Raw genomic sequence first — 25,719 nt, forward strand, 5'->3', positions numbered from 1 at the left:
CGCACCGCCTCTATCCCTCGATGGTGAATTGAAAGGTCCGCTCCCCGGCGCAGCGGTCCAGGAACTCCGTGAAGGCCGCGCGGGAATCGAGCACGCCGCGCTCGTCCCCGAGCCTGCCGAACCGGCTGCCGAGCAGGATGCAGCCGTGCGTGTCGCGGGCCACGTTGCCCTGATGGAACAGGATGGCGGTGCGGCCGGGCACGCCGGTCACCTCGAAGGTCGGCCCGAAGCTGGGCGAATCCACCTTCCGGCAGGTGTAGGTCCCGGCCGGGATGCAGGACACCCCGACCCGGTTGCCCCGCTCGGGCGGCTCCAGGGTGACGCATTGGACCCGGCCGTCCAGGCGGAGCACGCCGAAAGTCCCTTCTTCACTTTTTTCCAGTCGTGTAATATCAACTTTTCTCATCAGTTACACCTCCGTGTTTGTAATCTGACAAAGCAGTTACAACCTTTTATAGTCAATTGGCAATTTGCTAGTCAACCATTTTCCTCAAATTCTCTTTAGACATTTGCCAATTTTCATGTATAAGAGTGCACGACCATTACAAGGAAAAGGGGATGAAATGGGATTCACCGATGACGTGCGCCAGGCGCTTCTCGACCGGATCGGACCGGGCAAACGGTACCCCAACAACAAACGGATGGCCGACGAACTCGGAGTCGACCCGTCGCAGCTCAACCGCTTCCTCAAGCGGGAACGCGGCCTGAACAGCGACTCCCTGGGCTACATTCTGGACCGCGTGGGCGTGACCCTGTCCTTTTGCGACGAACCGGCCGACGCCGCCCGCCAGGTCTGTTTCCGGCCGCCCGACCGGGCCCGGGCCGGTGCGGCCGCGCCCGACCCCAGGGCCGACGACTACCTGGCCGTGCCCCTGGCCGCTCCGGCCGTGGCCGCCTCGGCCGGGCTGGTCCCCGAGGCCGGCGTGGAGGGCTGGATTCTGGTCTGGCGGCACCAGGAGTCCATCCGCTTTCGGACCAACCTGGTGGCCGTGGAGGTGGGCCGGGCCGAGCAGGCCATGACCCCCACGCTGCACCCGGGGGACGTCGTTCTGGTGGACCGCGACGACCGCGACCCCAGCCCGGCGGGCAAGATCATGCTCGTCCGCGAACCGGGCGAGGACGGGGCGGTGCATATCCGGCGGGTCAGCACCCGGCGGCTGGACGACGACGTGGAGCTGATCTACTACTCGGACAACAGCCGCGAGCATCCGCCCGTCACCTTCCGGCTCGGCCGCGACTACGGCGGCGACATCAATGGGGCCATCGGCGGCAACGTGGTCTGGGCCTGGAGCGACATGACCCGGAAATAGCCATCTTTCAAAAAAGGAGGCCCCATGTTGGACTTTCGACATATTATCACGGTCCGCGGGCTTGTCCCGGCGTTGCTGTTCGCCCTGGTGCTGCCCCTTGTCCCGGCCGCGTCCGCCTCGGCCTCGGAGCAGGGCGGACTTCATATCGCCGAACGGCTGGGCAGCCAGGACGAGAGCGAACGGGCAACGGGGATGTCCGACCTGCGCCGATGCGGCCAGGAGGCCCTGCCCGGACTGATCCGGAGTCTGAACGCCCAGGACGCGGCCGTGCGCCGGGGCGCGGTCTACGGCCTGGCCCTGCAGCCCGCGCCCGCCCTGGCCATGGAGGGCCTGCTCAAGGCCTTGGGCGATCCGGACCCCACGGTCCGCTCCCTGGCCGCCCACACCCTGGCCCGGATCGGCAGAACGGCCGCTCAGGACGTGGCCCGGCTGCTGGCCTGTTCCGACGAACGGGCCCGCCTGGCCGCCTCCCTGTGCCTGAACCGTATGGGACGGGACGCGATTCCGGCCCTGGCCCGCCTGCTGCAGGCCGACGATGTCGCGGTCCAGGCCAAGGCCGCATGGCTGCTGGGGGCCATGGGTCCCGAGGCCATGCCCGCGGTCCCGGCCCTGATCCGGGCGCTTGCGACTCGGGACATGCGCCTGGTCCACGTCATCGCCGAGACCCTTGACCTCATCGGGCCGGACCCGGCGCTGGTATTTAGACAGATGACCCTGCTCGGCAGCGAGGACGCCAACCGGCCGTTTGCCCGCCTGGGCGCGGACGCGACTCCGGTCCTGGTCAGGTTGCTGACCAGGCCCGGCACGCCCATGGGCCAGATGGCCCTGTACACCCTGGCGCGCATGGGCGCGCAGGCCGAGCCCGCCTTGCGCGCGGCCCTGGCCACGGGCAGCGATGGGCAGAAGGCGGCGGCCGCCTTGCTCCTGACCCGCATCGACCCGGAACTGGCGCGCACCCTGCCCGAGGACCTTCGCCGCTCCCTGAGCGGCGTCCTTCACCAAAACTGACACGGAGGCACCATGCCTGAACTCGTTTACGCCCTCATCTGCTCGGACCTGATCATCGACAAGGATTCGAGCTCGACCTCGTTCATCCGGACCATCGAACACGCGGTGGTCCCGAACTTTCCGACCACCCTGCCGCCCATCTACTTCGCCAGCCTGTGGGACCTGGAGAACGCGGGCAACACCCCGTTCACCATCTCTCTGGCCCTGGTCTCGCCCGAGGGCGGGGAGATCACCCTGGGCATGCAGGAGATCGCCCCCACCGGGACCATGCTGCACAAGATGAACTTCCAGCTCCCCGGCCTCAAGGTGGAGGGCGAGGGCAAGCACGTCCTGGCCGTGGCCGTGAAGACCGACGGAGATTGGGAGACCCGCGCACGGCTCCCGCTCTTCGTGTTCAAGAGCCAGGAACAATAACCGGCGGACGCGCCCTGCAAAAGACCGCGCCGCGCATGGTAATACCATGCGCGGCGCGGTCTTTTGCATTATGTGCAACGCAACTATATCCACTTTGCAAACAAAGTGGATGCAACACTGCACCAATAACTATATAAGTTGTATTTTACAGCAAAACCTTAAATTGTATTTTACTAATTTTTCAAAGTAAAATAGGATATTAGATGCAAATTTTGTCAGTTTTTACTGGACATTTTATGACTATATTTCTACTGTTACAACGTTGATTCTATATTTATCGATTGCCAACTTGCCGCTCTTCAAGGACGGCCGGTCAGCCAGGGGGAGTTATGCGTCTTGCCGTGATCATAAAAGCCGAACAAAAGGAGGAGCTGCCCACGGCCGCCGAACTCCGCGAAGCGGGCTTTGCCGTGTCCACGGCCCTGGGGCCGGACCGGGACGCGGCTGAGCCCGGACACGCGCCCCCGGGCCCATGCGTCTGCGGGGAACAGGACCGGCCCGGCCGCATCGCCGTCTCCCGGAACGACGAAGCCCCTGACGCCGGAAAGGGCGCCAGGGGCTTCGGTTTAGTCGACCGATGGCGGAAGCGGGCTAGAGGATGTCCTCGTACCCCTTGACGGCCTCGTCCACCGGGGCGTCCTCGTGGACGATCCGGTTGAGGACCTCGACCAGCCGGGTGGTATCGCGATGCTGGAACACGTTGCGGCCCACGGACAGGCCGGAACCGCCCGCGTCCAGGGAGGTGCGGACCATGTCCAGGAAGTCGCGGGTGGAGTCCATCTTGGCCCCGCCGGCGATGACCACGGGCACGCCCGCGCACTCGACCACATGGGCGAAGCTCTCGGCGCTGCCGGGGTAGTTGACCTTGACCACGTCCGCGCCCAGCTCCGCTCCCACGCGGGCGCAGTGGGCCACGATGTCCGGGTCGTACTCGTCCGGGACCTTGGGGCCGCGCGCGTAGACCATGGCCAGCAGGGGCATGCCCCACTCCGAGGCGGACGCGGCCACCCTGCCCAGGTCCATGAGCATCTGGCCCTCGGTTTCGTCGCCCAGGTTGACGTGCACGCTGACCGCGTCCGCGCCAAGGCGGATGGCCTCCTCCACGGTGGTCACCAGCCGCTTCACGTTGGGGAACGGCGACAGGCAGGTGCCCGCCGACAGGTGGACGATGCAGCCGAAGTCGCGGCCCTGCATGCGGTGGCCGAGCTTGACCTGGCCCTTGTGGACCAGCCCCGCGTTGGCCCCGCCGGCCACCAGGTTGGTGACCGTGTCGCGCATCTTCTCGAGCCCGGCGATGGGTCCCACGGTCACGCCGTGGTCCATGGGCACGATGATGGTCCGCATGGTGTTGCGGTTGAAAATCCTCTCCAGACGGATGGCCTTTCCGATATGCATTGCGTCACCTCTCTCCTGGTGGTTGCTGTCTGTCCGATACCTGGGTTCCCATAATACAGTACGGCCCAAGAGGAAAGCGGAATTCCCCTGTCGCGGGCTCTGGTTTCCGGGTCCTTTTTGTGCGGAGTTGTTGACGAATGCCCATCCACGCCCTATCCTTGGTACCGTGCCGTTTCCCTATGAACCGCATGAACGATCCGATTGCCTGCCAAAGGGGACACAGATGACCGACGAGAAGACCTATGAATCCGTCTTCGTGGCCCGTCAGCCCATATTCGATACCCAGAACGAGACCTGGGGCTATATGATGCTCTTCCGCGACAGCGGAGACGCCGACCACGCCGTATTCACCGACAATTCCGAGGCGACCATGAGCCTCGTTTCCAACCTCCCGCTGTGCGACACCCCGCGGAACGACAAGACCCGGTTCCTGATCCACTTCACGCCCGAGGCCGTGGTCCGGGGCATCCCGCACGCCATCCCGTGGGACAATACGGTCATCATCCTGGAGGAGATCGAGGACCCGGACGAGGCATTGTTCGTGGCCCTGGGCGACCTGATGCTCGACGGCTACGAGCTGGCCCTGAACAACTTCGAGGGCAAGCCCGGCTGCGAACGGCTGGGCGAGTTGGCCGACACCCTGCTCATCGACGTGGAGGGCAAGGATCAGGCCGACCTCGAGGCCATCGTCACCCGCGCCAAGCGGTTCGGCGCGCCCCGCCTGGTGGCCAAGCGGGTGGAGAACGCGGAGGACCTGGAACGGGCCCGTAACGCGGGCTTCACCCTGTTCCACGGGTTCTTCTTCAAGCGCCCCCAGATCGAGTCCGGACGCAAGATCAGCTCGGCCAAGGCCACCCGGCTCAAGCTCTTCGAGATCATCGAAAAGGACGAGCCCAACTTCGACGCCCTGGCCCCGGCCATCGAGGCGGACGTGGCCATCAGCTACCGGCTGCTCAACTTCCTCAACTCCGCCAACTTCAGCTTCGCCACCAAGGTGACGTCCATCAAGCAGGCAGTGGTCCTGACCGGATGGAAGCCCATCCGCAACTGGCTGCGGCTGATCATCCTGACCGACCTGGCCCCGTCCGAGAAGACCCTGGAACTGGCCTACATCTCGGCCCACCGGGCCAAGCTCTTCGAGACCGCCGCCCTGGGCAGCGGGTACGAGGAGGACTCGGACACCCTGTTCATCGTCGGCCTCTTCTCCCTGCTGGACGCCATGCTCGACACGGCCATGAAGGAGATCACCGACCACCTGCCCGTGGACGAGGAGGTCAAGGCCACCCTGTGCGGCAAACGGACCCGGTTCACTCCATGGCTCGACCTGGCCAAGGCCATCGAGGCCTCGGACTGGGACGAGGTCGGCGAACGCGCGGCGGCCCTGAACCTGCTGCCCGGCACCGTGGCCGTCAGCTACCAGCACGCCTTCACCTGGGCCGACGCCTTCTTCTCCTCCAAACCCGGCTCGGACTAGCCCCGGCCCATGGCCCTGTCGCGGCGCGCGTTCCTGACCCTGCTGGCCGGAACGGGCCTGCTAGCGCCAACGGTCCAGGCCGCCCCGCCCCGGGGGACCTTCGCCCTGGCGGGCACCGTCTATCCGGGGCAGGGAGCCCCCCTGCCCGGCCACGCCGTGCTCGTCCGTTCGGGCCGCATCGAGGATGTGGTCCCGGCCCATGCCGTAACCGACCGCCCCATCGTCGCGCCCGAAAACGGCTCCATCCTACCGGGCGTGATCAACGCCCACTGCCACGACCTGCACACCGTCCGCGAGCGGCGCGAGCGCTGGCTCGACCACGGCGTGACCGGTATCGGCGACGCGGCCTCGCCGCTCAAGTTCCTGCCCGCGCTCCTGGACGCGCCCACGGGCCGGACGGCCTCGGCCTCGGCCTGCGGGCCCATGCTCTGCCCCCCCGGCGGCTACCCCCTGCCCGTGCACAGCCCGGAACACGCCCTGTCCGTCGCGTCCCCCAAGGAGGGCGCGGACGCGGTCAGGCGGCTGGCCGATCTGGGCGTGAGGCGCATCAAGATCGCTTTCGAACCCGGCAGCCTGCCCGAAGCCTGGCCCCTGTTCGACCCGGGCACGGCCAGGGCGATCTGCGACGCGGCCCACCGGCTCGGGCTGGCCGTGCGCTGCCATGTGGAGGATGTGTCCGGCCTTGAGCCCGCGCTCGACGCCGGGGCGGACTGCATCGAGCACGTCCCGCACCGCTGGCACGAGCAGGGCGCGATCCGCCCCGTCCTCGACCCGGATGGCGCGCCCGCGCCGTACTACCTCCGTCTGCTCGAACGCATGGTCCGGGACGGGATCATCATGACCCCGACCCTGGACGTGTTCACCCGCACCCCGTGGAACGGGCCGGACCTGTTCGCGCCGGTCCGCGCCTTCCACGCGATGGGCGGGCGGATCGCCCTGGGCAACGACTTCCCCTACCGGCGCACGGACGCGGGCATGCCGGTGCGCGAGATGCGTCTGCTGGCTGAAGCGGGACTGGACGACACCGCCGTGCTCCAGGCGGCCACGGCCACGGCGGCCGAGGTCTGCGGATTCACGGACCGGGGGCGCATCGCGCCCGGCATGGCCGCCGACCTGCTGGCCGTGCGCGGCGCGCCCGCGCAGGACGCGCTGCAAGACCCCGCGCACATCGTCAAGGACGGGGTGTTCATCCGCTGATTTTCCGGGATATCAAAGCCGCCGGACGGACTCGTCCCTGAGCCGGGCAGCGCCCGCCAGGGCCTGGTCGATGCGGTCCAGGGCCGCCTGTTTGCCCGAGGGCAGACGGACCTTGAGCGGCAGGTAGTTGGAGGCGTGGTCGGCCAAAAACAGGCCGCGAGTCAGTTCGGTTCCGGCCAGCATCCGGCGCAGTTCCAAAAGGATGCCCCGGGCGTCGGGGATGGCGAATTCGCCGCGCTCGAATCGATCGTGCAGCGGGGTGCCGGGCACGAGCATCAAGCTGAGCGCCCCCACCTGGTCCGGGTCCATGCGGGTCAGGGCGCGGGCCGTGGCCTCGGCGTGCTCCCGGGACCGCTCCACTCCGCCCAGTCCGTTGACGACCGTGACGTTGAGCTTGAACCCGGCCGCCCTGGCGCGGCGCCCCTGCTCCACGATGAAGTCCGCATCGCCGTTCTTGCCCATCTCATCCAGGACCGCGTCGTCGCCGGACTCCAGGCCCATGTAGACGATGCCCAGGCCCAGCCCGCGCAGCTCGGCCAGTTCCGCGTCGCTCTTGCGTTTCAGGCTCTTGGCGTTGGCGTAGGTGCCCACCCTGGTGACCCAGGGCAGATGCTCGCGGATGAGCGACAGGATATCGGTCAGCCGTGCCTGGGGCAGGATCATGGCATCCCCGTCGCACAAAAACACCCGCCGCTGGCCGCGCAGATGACGGGCCGCGTACAGGATGTCCGCCAGCACGGTTTCGCGCGGCTTGATGGCGAACCGTTTTTCCAGGTACGCGCCGCAGAAGGCGCACCGGCCGTGGGAACACCCCAGGGTGACCTGCAGCAGAACGGACCCGGCCTCGCTCGGCGGTCGTATGATCATGCCCTGATGGTCCATGCGTCCTCCTCCGGCTCCCCACGATACGGCAACCGGCGGAAATGGCAAGCCGCCCGGGGGGCCATATTTATAATGGTTCGCAGGGCTTTCCCGTTGACCTTACCGCCCCGGTTTCTTACTACTTAGTCAAGAGTAACCTATCGAATCCACAAACAGCATGGCCTTCGACAAGAAACCCGCACGCCCCACCTCCTACGTGGCTCTGGACGAGACCTCCAGGGCGCTGATGGACTCCTCGGTGGAGTCCGCCTTCGTCATGGACGTGAGCGGGTACGTGCTGGCCGCCAACGAGGCCGCGGCCAAGTTGTTCGATCTCAAACCGGGCCAGAGCCTGCAGCGCTCCAACATCTACGACTTGCTGCCCGCGGACGCGGCGGACTCCCGCCGGGCCAAGATCAAGGAGGCCATAGAAAGCGTCCGGTCCGTGCGCTTCGAAGAGGAGATCGGCGGCCGCTCCCTGGTCCACTCCATCGTGCCCGTGGCCAACCCCTGGGGCGAGGTCAACCGGCTGGCCGTGCACACCCTGGACCTGACCAAGCTGCGGCGCACCGACGAGGATCTGCGCCGCGAACAGCAGCGCCAGATATTCTTCATGGAGTCCCTGCCCGGCATCGTCTACCACCTCTACCCGGACCAGACCATCCGCTACGCCAACCGCTACTTCCGGCGGTATTTCGGCAGCCCCAAAAACCGCAACTGCCGCGAGGCCCTGAACTGCTCGGGCACCACCTGCTCCCTGTGCCCGCCCATGGAAGCCATGAACACCGACCGGGCCGTGGAATGGGACTGGACCGACAACCAGGGGCGCACCTTCCACCTGCAATGCAGCCCCATGACCGACTCCAACGGCGAGCGCATGATCATGGTGCTGGGCATCGACATCACCGCCAGGCAACGGGCCGAGGACGCCCTGAAAAAAGCCCGCGACAAGTTGGAGGACCGCGTCAAACAGCGCACCAAGGAACTGGAAAAGGCCAACATGGAGCTGACCAGCAAGTCCCACCGCCTGGTCACGGCCATGGAAAAGGCGGATGCCGCCACCCGCGCCAAGTCCTCGTTCCTGGCCAACATGAGCCACGAAATCCGGACCCCGCTCAACGCCATCCTGGGCATGTCCGAGCTGGCCCTGTCCATCGACGACCAGGAGCGCAAGGACCGCTACCTGCGCCGGGTCATGGAGGCGGGCAACTCGCTCTTGTCCGTGATCAACGACATCCTCGACTTCTCCAAGATCGAAGCCTCCCGGCTGACCCTGGAATCCATCGATTTCGACCTGCGCCGGGTCATCGGCGGCGCCATGGACCTGCACCTTCTCGCGGCCGAGGAAAAGGGACTCAAGCTGCGGGCAACCGTGGCCGAGGACGTGCCCCCCGCCCTGGTGGGCGACCCCTCGCGCCTGCGCCAGATCATCATCAACCTGGTGGGCAACGCCATCAAGTTCACCGAGACCGGCGGGGTGACCGTGAGCGTCCGGCCCGCCGAGCCCGCCGACGGCCTTGCGTCCGGCGCCCCGGTGACCATGGTGTTTTCCGTGGCCGACACCGGCGTGGGCATCCCGGAGCACAAGCAGCGGGACATCTTCCAGTCCTTTCTCCAGGCCGACGACTCCATCACCCGCAAATACGGCGGCACCGGCCTGGGGCTGGCCATCTGCCAACTCCTGGTCGGGCTCATGGGCGGCGAACTCTCCCTGGAGAGCCGGGAGGGAAAGGGCAGCACCTTCACTTTCACCGCCGACCTCAAAGTCGGCGATCCGGCCGCCGTGGAGCGGGAACGGCTCGAGGCCGAAACCCCGCCCCCGGAAATTGCGCCCATGACCGTGCTCCTGGCCGACGACAACCCGCTCAACCGCGAACTGGCCACCACCCTGCTCAGTGAGCAGGGCCACCGGGTCCTGGCCGTGAAAAACGGCATCGAGGCCCTCAATGCCCTGCGCGAGTCCCCCTTCGACCTGGTGCTCATGGACGTCCAGATGCCGATCATGGACGGTGTCTCGGCCACCCGGGCCATCCGCGACCCCAACTCCGGCGCGCTGGACCCGAACATCCCCATCGTGGCCCTGACCGCCCACGCGCTCAAAGGCGACCGCGAACGGTTCCTGGACGTGGGCATGGACGACTACATCGCCAAGCCCATCAAGATGCGCGACTTCTACAACACCATCGCCCGGGTCACCAACCTCCCGCACAAGGCCCCGGAGCCGAAAAGCGAAACCCGCGCCCCCGTGCCCTCGGGCAAGCCGTTCGACCGCGAAAGCGCCCTGGAAATGCTCGGCGGCAAAGAGGCTCTCCTGCACCGCATGGACGAAATCTTCCTGCGCGACGTGCCCGGCGAGCTCAGGGAACTGGCCGGCCACTTCGCCGGGCGCGACTGGAAGAACGCCAAGCGCATGGCCCATTCCATCAAAAGTTCGGCCCGGACCATCGGCGCGCAACGCCTCGGGGCCATCGCCGAACAGATGGAATATCTCTGCCGCCAGCAGGATGTCGCGTCCGCCGAAAAAGAATTGAAAATCCTTGAATCCGACGTCCGGTCCGCGCTAGACTACCTAACCGATATTCGCGAACAGGCAGCGGACACCCTCCCTGAAACGTAAAGGAGCACCCTGATGAAAACCATCCTCGTCGTCGACGACGCCCCCATGATCCGGGAACTGCTCAAGTCGGTTCTCGAAGCCGAAGGTTTCAACGTGATCGAGGCCGCGGACGGCGAAGAAGCCATCCATATCTGCCGCGACACCCCCATCGACCTGTCCATCATCGACATCTTCCTGCCCAAAAAGGGCGGCCTCCAGGTCATGGGCGAACTCATCAAGGCAGACAGCTCCCACAAGTTCATCGCCATCTCCGGCGGCGAGGCCTTCAACCCCGAAGCCATCGTCGAGCTCGCCAAGGTCTACGACGTGGTCGACACCTTCACCAAACCCATCGACACCCGCCGTCTCGTCGAAGTCGTCCGCACCGCCCTGGCCGACTAGCCCGGCGTACTCAAGCGAAAAAAGGACCTCCCGGCCGCAATGCGGCCGGGAGGTCCTTTTTTCGCCTCCGGCGGCCAGAGGGGGAAACTTTTTCAAAAGTTTCCCCCTCTGGACTCCCCCTTCCAAACTTTTTGGCGCCGCTTCGCGGGGTGGGGCGCGCAAAACAACCTTTGCCCAAGCCATGAAACAAGGCCCCGCAGATCTCCCCCTGGAGCGATTCGGGTGCGCAGCACCCGACAGCGGCTCTCCTACCGCGCTCGGGATAGGCTTTCGAGAGTGGGTCAGCTGTGCATTTTTCGAGGGTCCGCCTGATCCTCACGTACTGGGGTACGCTGCGGTCAGGCGAACCCTCGAAAAATGTGCGGATGGCCCGCTATCGGAAGCCGCCCTACACCAAATCTACCGTCACCCCTCGGCTACGTAGAACAATAAAGTGTATTTGCTTTGCAGTAGCTCAACGACGTCCTCGACGGACTTGTCGCCGAGGTCGGCGATGGTGACGTAGGCGTTCCGGGAGCCGCAGCGGTTGGGGTCCACGGCGGTGAACACGCTGTTGAAGGCGATTCCCCTGGCGCGCAGGTCGCAGAGGATGTCGGCCAGGGCGCCTTCGGAGCCGTCCATGCGGATGCCGAACTGGGCGCCGCCGCGCGCGGAGCCCGCCGAGGCGCACAGGAAGCGGAGCACGTCGAGCTGGGTGATGATCCCCTCAAGCCGCCCCCGATCGACCACGGGCAGGCCGCCGACCTTGTGTTTGACGAGGATGTCGGCCACTTCGGTCATGGCCGCGTCCGGGGGAACGGACACCGGGTCCAGGGTCATGATGTCCCCGGCGGTGAGGGTGTACAGGCCGCCGCCGCTTTCGACCACGGCGTCGCCGGGGATGAACTTGGACGGCATGGCGTCGCGGATGTCCCGGTCGGAGACGATGCCCACCAGGGAGCCCGCGCTGTCGATGACCGGGAACTGACGGATATTCTTTTCCCGCAGTATCTCGGCCGCGTCCAGCACCGAGGAATTCACTCCCAGGGCGATGACGTTGACCGTCATCCAGTCTCTGACCAGCATCGGCTACCTCCTGATTTCCGGGACGGAAAGGGTCAACAATACCTACTCGGTAAGTCCGCAAATTGCAACGGGTCACAACCGCGCGGCTTCGTTCTCCACGGCCCTGACCAGGGCGTCGAAGCGGGGCACGAGGTCCTTGACCCCCTCCTTCACCTCCTCCATCTCACCGCAATAACATCTTTTTTCAAGTGACCGGGACTCCTTGACCAAATCCATGGCCAGGACGTGGCTGGAGATGTTGGTGATGGAGTGCAGGGCGGTGGCCACGGCCTTGGCGTCCATGGCCTCAAGCCCCTTGTGGAGCTCTTCGCGCTTGACCCGGGCTTCGAGGAGAAAGAGGTCGAGGATGTCCTTGTACAGGTCCATATTGCCCTCGAACCGCCTGCTCAGGCTATCCACATCCAGGGCGACCTCGGGCTTTCGCTTTTCCTCCCGCCGGGGGGCCAGGGCCGCGGGGACGGGACGGCAGGTCACCCCCCTGCGGGCCTCGCGGTCGGCGGTACAGCGGACGATGGCCTCGGACAGCTTGTGCATGTCCACGGGCTTGCTGACGTAGTCGTCCATGCCCGCGTCGAGCATGCGTTCGCGGTCGCCCTTCATGGCGTAGGCGGTCAGGGCGATGATCGGGATCCTGCGGTCGTACAGGCGGCCGTCGGACTCGCGGATGGCGCGGGTGGCCTCCAGGCCGCTCATCTCGGGCATCTGGACGTCCATGAGCACCAGGTCGATATCCCGCCCCCTTTCGCGCAGGGCCTCCAGGGCCTGGACCCCGTTTTCCGCGGTGGTCACGGTGTGGCCGAACATGGTCAGGAAGTGTTGCAGGTACTTCCGGTTCATGGGGTTGTCGTCGGCCAGCAGAATATTCAGGTGCAGGGTCCGCGGGGTGCGCGACCGGGACGGGACGGGTTCGGCCTCGGGCGCCTCGGCCAGGCCGAACCAGGCGGTGAAGAAAAAGGTGCTGCCCCGGCCCTCGGCGGATTCCACGCCGATCTCGCCGCCCATCATGTTGACCAGCTGGCGGGAGATGGTCAGGCCGAGCCCGGTGCCCTGGTGCTTCTTGCGCAGGGAACTGTCGGCCTGGGTGAAGCTGTCGAAGATCGCGTCGAGCTTGTCCCCGGGGATGCCCACGCCCGTGTCGCGGACCTTGAACTGGAGGCAGGCGCGCCCGGACTCGATGCGCGAGAGCTCCACGGTCAGCTCCACCAGCCCGCGCGGGGTGAACTTGAGCGCGTTGCCGATGAGGTTCCACAGGACCTGGCCCAGCCGGTCCGGGTCGCCGTTGAGCCTTTCGGGCACGTCCTCGGCCACGGAGTAGCGGAAGACCAGCCCGTTGAGCTCGGCCTGGGGGCCGAAGGAGCGCACGCTGGTCTCCAGGGCCGAACGGAAGGTGAAATCCTCGGGTTTGAGCTCCATGCGGCCCGCCTCGATCTTGGAGATGTCCAGGATGTCGTTGACGATGTTCAGCAGAGAATTGCTGGCGTCGCGGATCATGTCCATGTGTTCGCGCTGGGCCTCGGTCAGGCCGGTGGTGACCATCATCTCGGCCATGCCCAGGATGCCGCTGATGGGCGTGCGGATCTCGTGGCTCATGTTGGCCAGGAACATGGACTTGGCCAGGTTCGCCTCGAGCGCGGCGCTGGAGGCCTCCTCGGCGGACCGGTTGGCCTCCACCAGCTTGCGGCTCATCTCGCCGTAGTGGATGGCCGAGCCGAAGAGGTTGGCGGCCAGCATCATGGATTCGATCTCCACGGGCAGCCAGTCCCGTTCGTGGCGGTGTTCGGACAGCCCGAGGAAGCCCCACCAGGCGTTTCCGGCGAAGACCGGCACGATCATGACCGACTTGGCCCCGGTGGCCGCGAACAGGGTCCGCTCCTCCTTGCGGAAGTGCTTGACGTGGCCGGTGACCACCTTGCGCTTGAGCATGGCCCCGCGCCAGGTGTCGTAGCGGGGGGAGATCGGCAGGTCCCGGCTCAGGGGCATGGCGCTCAGGGGCGCGACCCACTCCGCGCCCCACTCGTTGTGCAGGGACAATACCTCCCCGCCGTCCGGGTCGCCCTCCTTCATGAACAGGTAGATGCGGGTCACGTCCGCGACCTTGCCGAGCTTGGCCAGGGCCTCGTCCACGCCCCCGTTCCAATCCACCTTGCGCAGGAACCGGCTGGCGAAGTTGGCCAGGACCTGGAGGATGGCGTCCCGCTTGAAGAGCAGTTCCTCGAATTCCTTTTGCAGGGAGACGTCGCGGGCCATGCCCCAGATGCGCGCGACCTCGCCGCCCGGCCCCAGCGCCACCTCGCGGTTGACGTGCAGGTGGCGGATCTTGCCGTCCTCGTCCACCACGCGGTACTCGAAATCCAGTGGCCAGCCCTGGTCGAAGGTGGCCTCGTTGGCCCGGTCAAAGACCTCCAGGTCGTCCGGGTGGACGTGGTTGCGCAGGCCGGACAGCCTGCGGCCCGGAGCCTCCTCCCTGCCGAAGATGCGCCGCAGCCCCATGGACCAGCGGATCTCGCCGTCCGCGTTCATCTCCCAGCTGCCGAAGGAATCGGTGCGCTCCATCCAGTCGAGCAGGTCCTGGCGGGATTTGAGCCGGTTCTCGGTGTCCAGCCGGTCCTCGAGATGGCGGAAGCTGCGGGCCAGGCTCTCGCGCGTCTCCGGGCCCCGGACGAAACAATCGAAGGCCCCCTGGGCCAGGGCCTCGGCCTCCCGGCCCGGATCCCGGGTCAGGACGATGGACTGCCGCCCGTATTCCTCGCGGACGCGGCGCACGGCGCGGGGCCAGGAGCCGTCGTCCGCATCGGGCACGAACAGGACCAGGTCGGCACCGTCCTTTTCCAGTCGGCGCACTCCTCGGGAGACCGCGCCCTGACGGACCACCGTCCGTTCATGGCCCTCCGGGAGCAGGTCCAGGTCCCGTTCGTCCACACGCTTGCCCGCCAAGATCAGTATTTTCACGCAACGCCTCCGCTGGCCGCCCCGAAAGATAAACGGTTCCCGCCGCCTATCCGATGTCCTTACGCCATAAACGGGACAAGGGACAAGTGCATACCGCATCCGCGAGTCCGGCACGGTTTCGCCGGGCCGGTCGGCGGCCCACATAGCTGACCGCAACCGTCTGAAAAGACAGCCCTTCCATTTCGCATCCCCCTTGATTTCTGGCCCATCGGGGTTTACACACAGTACAGACCCTTCCCGACACACAGACCCGAAAAGGTGCAACCATGAATTTTCTGCCCGACAACTCCATCCTGTCCCTGCTTGCCGGGGCGACCCTGGCGGTCAAGCTGGTCATGCTCTTTCTGGGATGCATGTCCCTGTGGAGCTGGACCATCATCTTCTTCAAGTTCTTCACCATCGGCACGGCCCGCAAGAAGGTCATCCAGGGCTACGACGCGTTTGTTGCCGCAGGTGATCTGGCCAAGGGTATCAAGGGGTTGGGCGACAAGGACGACTCGCCCCTGGCCCGGGTCTCGTCCCTGGCCGTGAAGGAGTTCCGGCTGCTGGAAAAGGCCGACGTCAATCGCGAGCGCAAGCGGCTGCTGGTCAAGGACACCCTGCGCCGCGTGCTCAAGCAGGGCATCTCCAAGGAGATGCGCTCCCTTACCCGCAACCTGCCGTTTCTGGCCACCTGCGCCAACGCGGCTCCGTTCATCGGCCTGTTCGGCACGGTCTGGGGCATCATGCACTCGTTCCACTCCATCGGCATGGCCCAGAGCGCGGCCCTGGCCACAGTGGCGCCCGGCATCTCCGAGGCGCTCATCGCCACGGCCATCGGATTGCTCGTGGCCATCCCGGCGACCATTTTCTACAACTATTTTCTGGGCAAGCTGAACGAGGTCGAGTCCGGCATGGTCGACTTCGCCGGGGCCTTCCTGAACCGCGCCGAACGCGAGATCGCCTGGGCCGACAAGCCCGAGCGGGACTAGGAGCGAGCCATGGCGATCAAGACCGGCGGCGGGTTCCTCAACGAGATCAACGTCACGCCCTTTGTGGACGTGATGCTGGTCCTGCTGATCATCTTCATGGTCACGGCCCCGCTCATGACCCAGGGGGTGGAGGTGGACCTGCCGACCACGCGCACGGTCCGCAACCTGCCCCAGGATTCCGAGCACCTGGTCCTGTCCGTGAAGAAGGACGGCACGATCTTCCTGGACGAGTACCAGGTGGCCCTGGACGAGCTGCAGGCATACATCCAGCGGCTGGTGGCCAAGCAGAAGAAACAGCTCTTCCTGCGCGCGGACAAGGAAGTCCCCTACGGCACCGTGGTCCAGGTCATGGGCGAGATCAAGGCCGCGGGCATCGACAGGCTCGGCATCGTGGCCGAACAGCCCAAGCAAGACAAAAAACGGTAACGGCCGGGGACGGATGGCATGCAACGGGTGCTGGGCGGAATATTCTCCATTCTCTTCCATGCGTTGATAGCGATGGCGGCACTCCATTTCATTTCCTTGCCGGTCGTGCTTCCTGAGAAAATTCTGGAAGTAGACCTGAGTGTGGAGCCGGAACCGGAGCCCGAACCGAAGCCGGAGCCCAAACCGGCCCTCCCGCCCGCAACCGCGATCCCCAATGAGCCGGAGTTCCCCAACGATCTCTATGTCGCCGCTCCGCTGCCCATGGACAAGACCGTGGTCCTGGACGATTCCCCTCCTGTCATCGGCTCCGAGGAGACTCCAGAAGCCGAGCCCGAATTCGACCCTGACGTCATCGAGATCAGCCCGACAAAGACTCTGCCCCCCGCGCCCGAAGAGGACTTGGCCGATGACGGCCTGTCAAAAAAAATCTACGTGCGCAAGGACGCCACCGTGCACCGGGGGGCCGAAGCACGCTTCGGCCGGGCGCTGATGGGCGATTATTTCTCCTATTCCGCCAAGGAATTTTCCGGCCAGTTCCGGACCAAGGACGACCGGATCATCTCCATCATCGACGCCCGCAACACCAAGTACGGGCGCTTTCTGATCTACGACTCCAAGAACAAGACCCTGCGCCGCCTGAAGCAGGCCTTCGGCAAGTACGTCTACACCATCGGCCCATCCGTGTACGCGGACGAGCCGGTCACCGGCTCGGTCACCTTCCTGGCCAAGGACGACCGCATCGAACGGTTCATCCTGATGACCGACGACGACCGCATCGCCCACTACCCGGTCAAGGTCCACGTGCGCGAGGAGGAGGTCGCCTTTGACGGTCCCGCCGGGCGGATCGAGGCCAGGCTCTCCCGCCCGCCCTACGACGAGGGCCACGCGGGCGCGGTGATCGTCCACGGCCCGGACTGCGCCGACCCGGGCATGGTCCAGGCCTTTGCCCGGACCCTGTCCATGCACGGCCTGGCGGCCCTGACCTTCACCCCGCGCGGCTGCGGCGGCGAATCCCCCTCCCCGGCGGGCACCGGAGAACTGGCCGAGGACACCCTGTCCGCCTTCGACTTCCTGGCGGCCCATCCGTCCATCGACGCGGACAAGACCGGCATCTGGGGCTCGGGCCCGGGTGTACCGGCGGCCATCCGGGCCGCGCGCCGGACCGCCCCCCGCTTCCTGATCTGCATGCTGACCGACGGTCTCGATCCCGGCGACCTGCCGAACCGGGCCGTGCTCGCCGGGCTGGACATGCCCGTGTTCTGGCTGGTCACCGGCCGCAGGACGGCCGGCTGGCGCCCCCTGATCACCACCCTCGAGACCCTGCGCGACCGGGAAAAGCGCGCCTTTACCATCGTGGTGGCCCCGGCCAGGACCAGCCGGGAGGTGCTTGAGGCCGAGGGTGAACACTCCTCCTGGGTGGAGCAGGTGGCCGACGACCACGCCGCCCTGGCCGTGTCCTGGATCAACGGTCTCGAATAGCCTCCCGAAGCGGCCCCAAACAAGGCCCGCTCCTTCCATTCAACCGGCAAATGCGGTACGGTAACCCCACCGTAGAGGCCCATGCCAGCCACTTTCACCCAGCCGGACGCCCTGTGAAGATCGACCGCGACCCGCTAGAACGCCCTGACGCCGAGACCCGCAAGCGGCTGATCGAATCCGACCCCGCCCTGTTCCGCAAGCTGGTCGAGGCCTCGGGCATGGCCATCTCCATCCACGACGAAAACCTCCGACCCATCTGGGGGAACCGGGCCTGGACCGAACTCTGGGGGTACTCCGTCGGGGAAATCCTGGACATCCCCCAGGAAATGCTCATGCCGGAGGAGACCCTGGAGCTGTACTGGAACAATGTCCTCTCCACGGTCAGCCAGGGAGAGCGCTGGCAGGGGGAATACGTGATCCGGGCCAGGGACGGCCGGCTGCACACGGTCAAGGGGTGGTTCGACCCGATTACCGACGAGTCCGGGAAAGTCACCTGCGTCATCGCCATCAAGCAGGACCTGTCCGACCTCATCCGCGTCCGCGAGGCCCTGGGCTCGGCCGAAAAGAGCCTGAACTTCATCTCCGACTGCACCAGCGACATCTTCTTCCGCCTGAACCTGCGCACCGGCCTGTACGACTACCTCAGCCCCTCGGTGGAGCGGTTCTCGGGCTACTCGGTCCGGGAATACCAGGAATGTCCCATGCTCATCCGCAAGATCATCCACCCGGACTGGCACGACTACCTGGACCGGATCATGGAGGAGCTGCTCGCGGGCCAGGTGCGCGAGGAATACGAATTTCAGTTCATCCACAAGTCCGGCCGGGTCCACTGGGCCAGCCAGCGCCACATCCTGCTCCGGGACAAGAACGGCGCTCCCCTGGCCGTGGAGGGCATCGCCACGGACATCACCGCGCGCAAGCAGGCCGAGGAACGGTTGCGCGCCAGCGAGGAGAAGTTTCGTTTCCTGGCCGAAAACACCGCCGACGTCATCTGGACCATGGACGACGAATACCGCCTGGTCTACGCCACCCCGTCCATCAAGGACGTCAGCGGCTTCACCGCGGAGGAGCTCCAGGGCCGCCCGTTCAAGAAGATGATCACCCGGTCGTCCATCGCCAAGTTCGAGGAGGCCCTGGCCCGGCGGCAAGAGGCCGAGGCCAGGGGCGACTACACCCTGATCAACACTCTGGAGTTGGAGCACATCGACAAGAGCGGCAAGATATTCTGGGTCGAGACCATGATAAAGCGGCTGCTCGATGACAAGGGCCGCCCCCACGGATTCCAGGGCGTGTCCCGGGACGTCACCCTGCGCCTGGAGGCCGGGGCCGCCATCGCGGCCAGCGAGGCGCGCTTCCGGACCCTGTTCGAGGACTCCCCCATCTCCCTGTGGGAAGAGGACCTGACCAAGCTCAAGTTCTACTTCGACGACCTCAGGGAGCAGGGCGTCACGGACTTCCGCGCATTCTTCCGCGACAACCCCGAGGCCCTGCTCCGCTGCGCCGACCTGGTCACCGTGGTGGACGTGAACAAGGCCACCCTGGCCCTGCTCGGCGCGGCCAGCAAGGAAGAGCTGTTCGGCAACCTGGACAACGTCCTGACCGAATCCTCCATGTCCGCCTTTGCCGAGGAGATGATCCTGCTCGCCTCGGGCGGCCGGGAATACTGTGGCGAGATCGCCAACCGCACTCTGGACGGCGACACCATCTGGGTCATGGCCCACTTCTTCGTGCCCGACGAGTACAAGGATACCCTGTCCAGGGTCATCGTCTCCCTGCTGGACGTGACCCCCAGGCGGCGGGCCGAAGAGGCCCTCATGGACTCCGAGGAGCGCTACCGCGTCCTGGCCGAGAATTCCCAGGAAGGCGTCATCGTCATGCAGCACGGCGCGGTCCGCTACGTCAACGAGTCCATGCTGCGCATCACCGGCTACTCGGCCGGGGAGCTCGAGGCCATCGATTTCGTGGACATGGTCCACCCCGGCGACCAGCACGAGCATGCCCCCCAATTCGCCCGCCTCGCCTCCGGCGGGATGAACGAGTCCCTGGGCTCCTTCCGCGTCCTGACCCGCAGCGGCGGGACCAAGTGGGTGAACATGAGCGTCAAGCCGATCATGTGGGGCGGCCGCGAGGCCCAGATGCTCATCCTGACCAACATCACCCGGTACAAGGCGCTCGAGTCCGAACTGCTCATCGCCCACGCCCAGATGGAGAACCGGGTGCGCAAGCGGACCGCCGAACTGTCCAAGGCCAACGTCCGGCTCAAGGCCGTGGCCGAGGAGCGGGGCAAGGCCCAGGAACGCATCCAGGCCCTGACCCAGCAACTCATCCGCGTGCAGGAGGACGAGCGCCAGCGCATCGCCCGCGACCTGCACGACAACGTGGCCCAGGACCTCTCGTCCATCATGCTCAAGATGGAGACCCTGTTCGACGGCCTCCCGGCGCCGGACCTGGAACTGGCCGAGCGGGGAGAGGCCGTGGCCGACATTCTGCGCCGGACCATCGCCTCGGTCCGGGAGATCGCCTACGGCCTGCGGCCCCCGGCCCTGGACCAGCTGGGCCTGGTCCAGGCCCTGACCAACCTGTGCCACGATTCGGGGAACCGCTACGGCTTTGACGTTGACTTTTTCTCCACCGGACTCGAAAATATTACCCTGGACTTCGACGTGGAAATCAATCTCTACCGCATGGTCCAGGAGGCCGTCAGGAACATCTGCCGCCACGCCGGGGCGACCAAGGCCGTCATCCGCCTGGTCAAGAGCCACCCGGACATCCTCATCCGCATCGAGGACAACGGCAGCGGATTCCCGATGGAGGAGAGCCTGGCCAGGGCCGACGCGGAAAAACGCATGGGGTTGCGGAGCATGGAGGAGCGGGCCCGCCTCATCGGCGGTTCCATGGAGATCCAGACCCTGACCGGCACCGGCACACGCATACTTTTCAAGGTACCGATCGAAAGCGCGAGGAGACACGGCTAGTATGGGAGCGAACACCCTGGACATCCTGATCGTCGACGACCACCCCCTCTTCAGGGAGGGGCTCAAAACCATCGTCAGCCGGGACGAGAACTTCGCGGTCTGCGCCGAGGCGGGCACCGGCCAGGAGGGCGTGGCCCTGGCCCGCGACCACAGGCCGGACATCGTCCTGGTGGACATCTCCATGCCCGACAAGAGCGGCATCCAGATGATCCGCGAACTCAAGGACGAACTGCCCCAGACCCGATTCGTGATCATCTCCATGCACTCCGAGGCCGACTACATCGTCGAGGCCTTCCGCGCCGGGGCCACCGGCTACATCATCAAGGAATCCGCCGCCGGGCAGCTCATCAAGGGGCTGAACACCGTGGCCGGCGGCAATCTCTTCCTGGACAGCGCCCTGTCCCAGGAAGTGGTTTTCAAACTGCTCCAGACCAAAAGCGGCTCCGAGGACGGCAACGACGATCCGTACTCCACCCTGACCCCGCGCGAGCAGGAAGTCATGCGCATGCTCGCCGAAGGGCTGACCGCCAAGGGCGTGGCCGAGGAACTGTTCATCTCGCCCAAAACCGTGGAGAACCACCGCACCAACCTGATGAAGAAACTCGGCCTCAAGAGCTCCGTGGAACTCGTCCGCTACGCCGCCCGGCTGGGGCTGATCGATATCGAGACCTGGGCCATTTGACCGCTTCCACCCGACGGTCGCGCACCGCACGCAAAGAGCCCCCGGCAACTTCGGTTGCCGGGGGCTCTTGCTATGCAATGATTGACAAAACTATTGCGCCTGGATGGTGATCCGTTTGGGCTGGACCTTCTCCACCTTGGGCAGGAAGAGTTCCAGGACCCCGTTCTCCAGGGACGCCTTGATGCGCTCCCGGTCCACGATGTCGGAGATGGAGATGGACCGCACGTATTCGCACGCGCCGAACTGAGCCTCCACGAATTTCTCGCCGGGCAGCGGGCACTGGTCTGAGCGGCCGGTCACGGTCAACTCGTCCTCTTCCAGGTCGATGGCCATGTCCTCCCTGCTCACGCCGGGCATGTCCATGAAGATGTGAAAGCCGTCCTCGCGCTCCAGGATGTCCGTGGCCGGACGGAAACGGCTCAATTCCTTGACTGCCTCTTTCTTCGCGACTTCACTCATGACACCCTCCTTAGGCGACGTCGATGCTGATGGTGCGCGGCTTGATCTCTTCGGATTTGGGCAGGGTCACGGTCAACACCCCGTCCTTCATGGCCGCAGTCACCTTGTCCCTGTCCACCGGCACGCCGATGTTGACAACTCTGTGGAAAACACCGCTCGGGCGTTCCTGGCGATAGAATTTGCCCTGCGGCGCGGTGCGCTCGCCCTTGATGACCAGCGTCTTGTCGGTCAACGTCAGTTCCACGTCTTCGATGGTCACGCCGGGCACTTCCGCGCGGACGTAAATGTTCTCCTCGTCGTTGCTCAAATTGAGCGGGGGATAGGCCAAACGCCGGTCGTCGCCCATGGGCGATCTGAGCATTTCCTCAAAGACACGATCCAACCGGGACGGAAAATTGTAGAGCGTATTGAAATCGATAACCATGAACGGCACCTCCTTTTCGTTCGTTCAAAATCAAAAATAGACACGCTTTTTCGATCGTCAAGACACCCTGTGGAAAATTTTTTGCTCATGCTCGCGGTCCGCTATCGCGGACCTGACGGCGGGGAGAGTTCCGGAATGGAGAGAAAAGGCCGCGGGATTCCGGGCCGCAAAAAAAGCCGCCCTGTCCGCGGATGCGGGCAGGGCGGCGTGAAAGACGAACCTTTGGAGCGGCTAGTTTGAGCCGGTCCAGTCCTTTTCGGGCACGGCTTGGTCCACGAGCATGATCGGGATGTCGTCCTTGACCGGGTAGACCACCTTGCACTTGGGGCAGGCCAGCCCGTCGCCGCCGGGTTTGGGCGTGAGTTCGCCCTTGCACTGCGGGCAGGCCAGAATATCGAGCAGTTCTTTTTTCAGGGTCATGGCGTTCTCCTTTTCGCTGCGCAGGATAGCCCCGGGCGCGGGGATTGGCAACCACGCCGTGCTTTACCTCGCAGCGGAGAGTCTGTATCTTGAAAACTTGAACCATAGACAACCATAGGGACAGCATATCCATGAGCATAGACCTGCACGCGCATACCACGGTCTCCGACGGGACCCTGACGCCCACGGAACTGGTCCGGCTGGCCAAGGAGAGCGGGCTGGACGCCATCGCGGTGACCGACCACGACACCTTCCAGGGCATACACGAGGCCCTGGAGGCCGGGGAAAAGTTCGGCATAGAGGTCATTCCGGGCGCGGAACTGAGCCTGGAGTCGCCTGAGGGCACGGGCTGGATTCATGTGGTCGCCCTGTGGCTGCCAAAACAGGCGGACGAACTCCAAAAGGCCTTTGACTGGGTCATCGAGGGGCGCGCCAACCGCAACCACGAGATCGTGGAGAAACTGCGCAAGCTTGGCGTGAACATCACCTACGAAGCCGTGGCCGCACGGGCCACCGGGACCATCGGCCGGCCGCATTTCGCCCAGGAGCTCATGGCGCTGGGCGTGGTCTCGTCCATGGACGAGGCCTTCAAGGTCTGGGTCGGCGACAACGGCCGGGCCTACGTGCCCAAGCGCAAGCTCACGCCCGAGCAGGCCCTCTCCATCCTGAAGGACATCGGGGCCACCTCCATCCTGGCCCACCCGTTCGCCCTGAAACTGAGCTACAAGGAAACCGAAAAGGCGGTCCGCCGCCTCATGGATCTCGGCCTGGACGGCATGGAGGTCTTCTACTCCGAGCACTCCGAGGCGGACACCAGGGCGTTCGGCGAGATGGCCGACCGCCTCGGCCTGCTCAAGAGCGGCGGCTCGGACTTCCACGGGACCAACAAGCCGGACATCAGGCTCGGCGTGGGCCGGGGCAACCTGGACATCCCCAACGAACTGCTCGACAAGATGAAAGCGGCCCGGCGGGCCAAGGGACTGCCCGTCTAACGATCATGGCCGACGTCGTCACCCTCCCCTGCGAAAGCTACGCGCGGACCGTGCGCGACGCCTTTGAACAGGCGGGCGGCCCGGACGCCCTGGCCGGATTCGAGCGCATCCTGCTCAAGCCCAATCTGGTCAACGCCTCGCCCTTTCCGGTGACCACCCACCCCGAGTTCACGGCCGCGGCCATCGACGCCGTCCGCGCCCACACGGACGCGCCCATCACCATCGCCGAGGGCACCGGCGACAAGGACAAGGAGACCGGCGAGGTCTTCACCGCCCTGGGCTACGAGGAGCTCGCCCGATGCAAGGGCGTCGATCTGCTCGACCTCAACCACGCGGACCTTACCGAGGTCTCGCGCCCGGGCTGCCCGGTCTTTCCGACCATGTGGCTGCCCAAGGCCGCCTTCACCCACTGCATCGTGTCCCTGCCCGTGCTCAAGGGCCATTCCATGGCCTCCGTGACCGGGACCATGAAGAACATGATGGGCTTTGCCCCGCCCTCCCACTACCAGGGCGGCGGCTGGAAAAAGGCCCTCTTCCACCGCGACATGCACGGCTCCATCCGCGACCTGAACCGCTACGTCACCCCGCACTTCACCCTCATGGACGCCACGGTCGGGCTCAGGGACTACCACCTGGGCGGCCCTCGGTGCCGCCCGGAAGTGGGCATGATCCTGGCCGGGGCCGACCCTTTGGCCGTGGACCGCGCCGCCGCCGGGCTGCTCGGCATCGACTGGCGCGAAGTCGACCACCTGCGCTAGCGGCCGCGCCAACATTCCGCTTGGCGAAACGAACCCCCATCAGGTAGTCTGCGCCATGCCCGACACCCCGTTCATCCCGGAACTGCTCGCTCCCGCGGGCGACATGGAAAAGCTCGAGACCGCCATCCTCTACGGCGCGGACGCCGTGTACCTCGGCGGCGAGGGCCTCAACCTGCGCGCCGGCGCGGGCGGGTTCGACCGCCAGGCCCTGGAACGGGCCATCCGGGTTGCCCACAAGGCCGGGGTCAAGGTCTACTACACCCTCAACGTCTACCCGCGCCAGTCGCACATGAACGCGGTGCGCGAGCAGCTCGACACCCTGGGCGAACTCGGGCCAGACGCGATCATCGCCGCCGACCCAGGCGTCATCCGCCTGCTGCGCCGCGAGCTGCCCGAAATCCCGGTGCACATCTCCACCCAGGCCAACACCGCCAACGTGGAGGCCGTGCGCTTCTGGCGCGAGAACGGGGCCAAACGCGTCAACGTGGCCCGCGAGCTGCGCTCGGCCGAGCTGGGCGAGATGCTCGACGCCTGCCGCAAGCAGATGCCGACCATGGAACTTGAGGTCTTCGTCCACGGGGCCATGTGCATGGCCGTGTCCGGCCGTTGCTACATGTCCGCGCTGCTCAACGACCGGCCCGGCAACCTCGGCCAGTGCTCCCACCCCTGCCGCTACGAGTACCGGCCCGTGTCCATGACCTTCGAGGAACGCACCCGGCCCGGCGAAAAGCTCTGGGAGATGCGCGAATACGAAAACCCGTTCTCCGAAGACTTCACCTTCGACGCGCCCGAGGAGTTCGCCTTCTCCTCCCCGGACAACGACCGGTCCGCGTCCCAGCCCCCGGCCGACCGCGCCCTGTCCGCCGCGCTGGACACCGACAACTGGACCAAATTCTTCGCCGCCGAAGACCTTTGCCTGCTCCACTATCTCGAGTGGTTCCGGGGCATGAAGGTCGCTTCGCTCAAGCTCGAAGGCCGCACCAAGAGCTCGGCCTACCTCGCCCAGGTCGTGGATGCTTACAAGACCGCCCTGACCCACGCCGCCACCGGCCGGTTCCAGCCCGAACTCTACCTGTCCGAACTGGTCAACGCCGCCTCCCGGCCCCTGACCACAGGCTTCTTCGACCCGGCCAACCGGGGCATCATCGCCCAGCCGCCCGACGAGACCGAAAAACGGCCCGTGCTGGCCCGCATCCTCGCCCCCCTGGCCGCGGGCCGCTGGCTCGTCCAGACCAAGGCGCGCTGGACCTCGGCCGCCCCCGTGGAAATCCTCGTGCCCGGCCTCATCCGGCCCCAGATCTCCGCCGAGGACTACGGCCTGGTCGACGACACAGGCCAAGCCGTCGACACCTCCCACCCCGGCCAACGCGCCGTGTTCATCTGCGACCACCCGGAAATCAAGACCGGCATGTTCATCCGAAAACCCTGGGATATGGACAAGCTGGATTAAGCATCATCAACC

23 protein-coding genes are annotated in these 25,719 nt (G+C 65.7%); 15 read left to right on the forward strand and 8 right to left on the reverse strand.

All coding sequences use genetic code 11. From position 1 onward, the window contains the following. Positions 1–10: 10 nt before the first annotated feature. Entirely contained in the window at positions 11–406 is a 396-nt protein-coding gene (locus BerOc1_RS08170) for a DUF5675 family protein (protein WP_071545223.1), read from the reverse strand. 157 nt (positions 407–563) lie between these two features. Between BerOc1_RS08170 and BerOc1_RS08175 the strand changes: the two genes are divergently transcribed. The 3 genes from BerOc1_RS08175 to BerOc1_RS08185 are packed head-to-tail and all read left to right on the forward strand — an operon-like array spanning position 564 to position 2,732. Further along, on the forward strand, positions 564–1,310 hold the full coding sequence (locus BerOc1_RS08175) for a S24 family peptidase (protein ID WP_071545224.1): 747 nt from the start codon (positions 564–566) through the stop codon (positions 1,308–1,310). Positions 1,311–1,334: 24 nt separating this feature from the next. Then, positions 1,335–2,318, forward strand: a complete 984-nt coding sequence (locus BerOc1_RS08180; protein WP_071545225.1) for a HEAT repeat domain-containing protein — start codon at positions 1,335–1,337, stop codon at positions 2,316–2,318. A gap of 12 nt (positions 2,319–2,330) precedes the next feature. Next, positions 2,331–2,732: a hypothetical protein gene (locus BerOc1_RS08185; protein ID WP_071545226.1), complete on the forward strand. Its 402-nt coding sequence runs from the start codon at positions 2,331–2,333 to the stop codon at positions 2,730–2,732. Between the two features lie 591 nt (positions 2,733–3,323). Here BerOc1_RS08185 and BerOc1_RS08190 read toward each other — a convergent pair. Continuing rightward, on the reverse strand, positions 3,324–4,127 hold the full coding sequence (locus BerOc1_RS08190) for a 2-amino-3,7-dideoxy-D-threo-hept-6-ulosonate synthase (protein ID WP_071545227.1): 804 nt from the start codon (positions 4,125–4,127) through the stop codon (positions 3,324–3,326). Positions 4,128–4,350: 223 nt separating this feature from the next. Between BerOc1_RS08190 and BerOc1_RS08195 the strand changes: the two genes are divergently transcribed. Further along, a complete protein-coding gene (locus tag BerOc1_RS08195; RefSeq protein WP_071545228.1) occupies positions 4,351–5,601 on the forward strand; it encodes an EAL and HDOD domain-containing protein in 1,251 nt (416 codons plus the stop codon). A 9-nt stretch (positions 5,602–5,610) separates the two neighbouring features. Next, positions 5,611–6,798 (forward strand): amidohydrolase family protein, encoded by a 1,188-nt coding sequence (locus tag BerOc1_RS08200; RefSeq protein ID WP_071545229.1) that lies wholly within the window; start codon positions 5,611–5,613, stop codon positions 6,796–6,798. 12 nt (positions 6,799–6,810) lie between these two features. Here BerOc1_RS08200 and BerOc1_RS08205 read toward each other — a convergent pair whose 3' ends face one another. Continuing rightward, entirely contained in the window at positions 6,811–7,680 is an 870-nt protein-coding gene (locus tag BerOc1_RS08205) for a radical SAM protein (RefSeq protein WP_071545230.1), read from the reverse strand. Positions 7,681–7,837: 157 nt separating this feature from the next. On the opposite strand from BerOc1_RS08205, the gene BerOc1_RS08210 reads away from it, so the two are divergent. After that, positions 7,838–10,276, forward strand: a complete 2,439-nt coding sequence (locus BerOc1_RS08210; RefSeq protein WP_071545231.1) for a PAS domain-containing hybrid sensor histidine kinase/response regulator — start codon at positions 7,838–7,840, stop codon at positions 10,274–10,276. Between the two features lie 12 nt (positions 10,277–10,288). After that, the gene (locus BerOc1_RS08215; protein ID WP_071545232.1) at positions 10,289–10,657 is read left to right on the forward strand and encodes a response regulator; all 369 of its coding nucleotides are present in this window, start codon (positions 10,289–10,291) and stop codon (positions 10,655–10,657) included. 405 nt (positions 10,658–11,062) lie between these two features. Here the strand turns inward: BerOc1_RS08215 and BerOc1_RS08220 are convergent, their stop codons facing one another. Together BerOc1_RS08220 and BerOc1_RS08225 are read right to left on the reverse strand one after the other, a co-directional pair. Continuing rightward, positions 11,063–11,722: a CBS domain-containing protein gene (locus tag BerOc1_RS08220; protein ID WP_071545233.1), complete on the reverse strand. Its 660-nt coding sequence runs from the start codon at positions 11,720–11,722 to the stop codon at positions 11,063–11,065. Between the two features lie 72 nt (positions 11,723–11,794). Further along, the gene (locus BerOc1_RS08225) at positions 11,795–14,671 is read right to left on the reverse strand and encodes a hybrid sensor histidine kinase/response regulator (RefSeq protein WP_071545234.1); all 2,877 of its coding nucleotides are present in this window, start codon (positions 14,669–14,671) and stop codon (positions 11,795–11,797) included. A 266-nt stretch (positions 14,672–14,937) separates the two neighbouring features. Here BerOc1_RS08225 and BerOc1_RS08230 point away from each other — a divergent pair, with 266 nt between their 5' ends. From BerOc1_RS08230 to BerOc1_RS08250, 5 genes are all read left to right on the forward strand, one after another. After that, positions 14,938–15,642, forward strand: coding sequence for a MotA/TolQ/ExbB proton channel family protein (locus tag BerOc1_RS08230; protein ID WP_071543795.1), 705 nt, complete (start codon positions 14,938–14,940; stop codon positions 15,640–15,642). Positions 15,643–15,651: 9 nt separating this feature from the next. Next, positions 15,652–16,068 (forward strand): protein TolR, encoded by a 417-nt coding sequence (tolR, locus tag BerOc1_RS08235; protein WP_071545235.1) that lies wholly within the window; start codon positions 15,652–15,654, stop codon positions 16,066–16,068. A 141-nt stretch (positions 16,069–16,209) separates the two neighbouring features. Beyond that, the gene (locus tag BerOc1_RS08240) at positions 16,210–17,547 is read left to right on the forward strand and encodes an alpha/beta hydrolase family protein (RefSeq protein ID WP_129586506.1); all 1,338 of its coding nucleotides are present in this window, start codon (positions 16,210–16,212) and stop codon (positions 17,545–17,547) included. Positions 17,548–17,660: 113 nt separating this feature from the next. Continuing rightward, complete coding sequence (locus tag BerOc1_RS08245) at positions 17,661–20,522, forward strand: sensor histidine kinase (RefSeq protein WP_071545237.1); 2,862 nt, start codon at positions 17,661–17,663, stop codon at positions 20,520–20,522. Position 20,523: 1 nt separating this feature from the next. Then, complete coding sequence (locus tag BerOc1_RS08250) at positions 20,524–21,204, forward strand: response regulator (protein WP_071545238.1); 681 nt, start codon at positions 20,524–20,526, stop codon at positions 21,202–21,204. Between the two features lie 90 nt (positions 21,205–21,294). Here the strand turns inward: BerOc1_RS08250 and BerOc1_RS08255 are convergent, their stop codons facing one another. From BerOc1_RS08255 to BerOc1_RS08265, 3 genes are all read right to left on the reverse strand, one after another. Then, the gene (locus BerOc1_RS08255) at positions 21,295–21,663 is read right to left on the reverse strand and encodes an Hsp20/alpha crystallin family protein (protein ID WP_071545239.1); all 369 of its coding nucleotides are present in this window, start codon (positions 21,661–21,663) and stop codon (positions 21,295–21,297) included. A gap of 10 nt (positions 21,664–21,673) precedes the next feature. After that, the gene (locus BerOc1_RS08260; RefSeq protein ID WP_071545240.1) at positions 21,674–22,087 is read right to left on the reverse strand and encodes an Hsp20/alpha crystallin family protein; all 414 of its coding nucleotides are present in this window, start codon (positions 22,085–22,087) and stop codon (positions 21,674–21,676) included. A 231-nt stretch (positions 22,088–22,318) separates the two neighbouring features. Further along, positions 22,319–22,507: a Trm112 family protein gene (locus tag BerOc1_RS08265; RefSeq protein ID WP_071545241.1), complete on the reverse strand. Its 189-nt coding sequence runs from the start codon at positions 22,505–22,507 to the stop codon at positions 22,319–22,321. A gap of 131 nt (positions 22,508–22,638) precedes the next feature. Here BerOc1_RS08265 and BerOc1_RS08270 point away from each other — a divergent pair, with 131 nt between their 5' ends. Genes BerOc1_RS08270 through BerOc1_RS08280 form a run of 3 tightly spaced genes read left to right on the forward strand, consistent with a single transcriptional unit; the run spans position 22,639 to position 25,707 of the window. Next, on the forward strand, positions 22,639–23,499 hold the full coding sequence (locus tag BerOc1_RS08270) for a PHP domain-containing protein (protein WP_071545242.1): 861 nt from the start codon (positions 22,639–22,641) through the stop codon (positions 23,497–23,499). A 5-nt stretch (positions 23,500–23,504) separates the two neighbouring features. After that, positions 23,505–24,257 (forward strand): DUF362 domain-containing protein, encoded by a 753-nt coding sequence (locus tag BerOc1_RS08275; RefSeq protein ID WP_071545243.1) that lies wholly within the window; start codon positions 23,505–23,507, stop codon positions 24,255–24,257. A gap of 55 nt (positions 24,258–24,312) precedes the next feature. Continuing rightward, the gene (locus BerOc1_RS08280) at positions 24,313–25,707 is read left to right on the forward strand and encodes a peptidase U32 family protein (protein WP_071545244.1); all 1,395 of its coding nucleotides are present in this window, start codon (positions 24,313–24,315) and stop codon (positions 25,705–25,707) included. The last annotated feature ends 12 nt before the right edge of the window (positions 25,708–25,719 follow it).

Source organism: Pseudodesulfovibrio hydrargyri (assembly GCF_001874525.1).
Taxonomy (GTDB): Bacteria; Desulfobacterota; Desulfovibrionia; order Desulfovibrionales; family Desulfovibrionaceae; genus Pseudodesulfovibrio; species Pseudodesulfovibrio hydrargyri.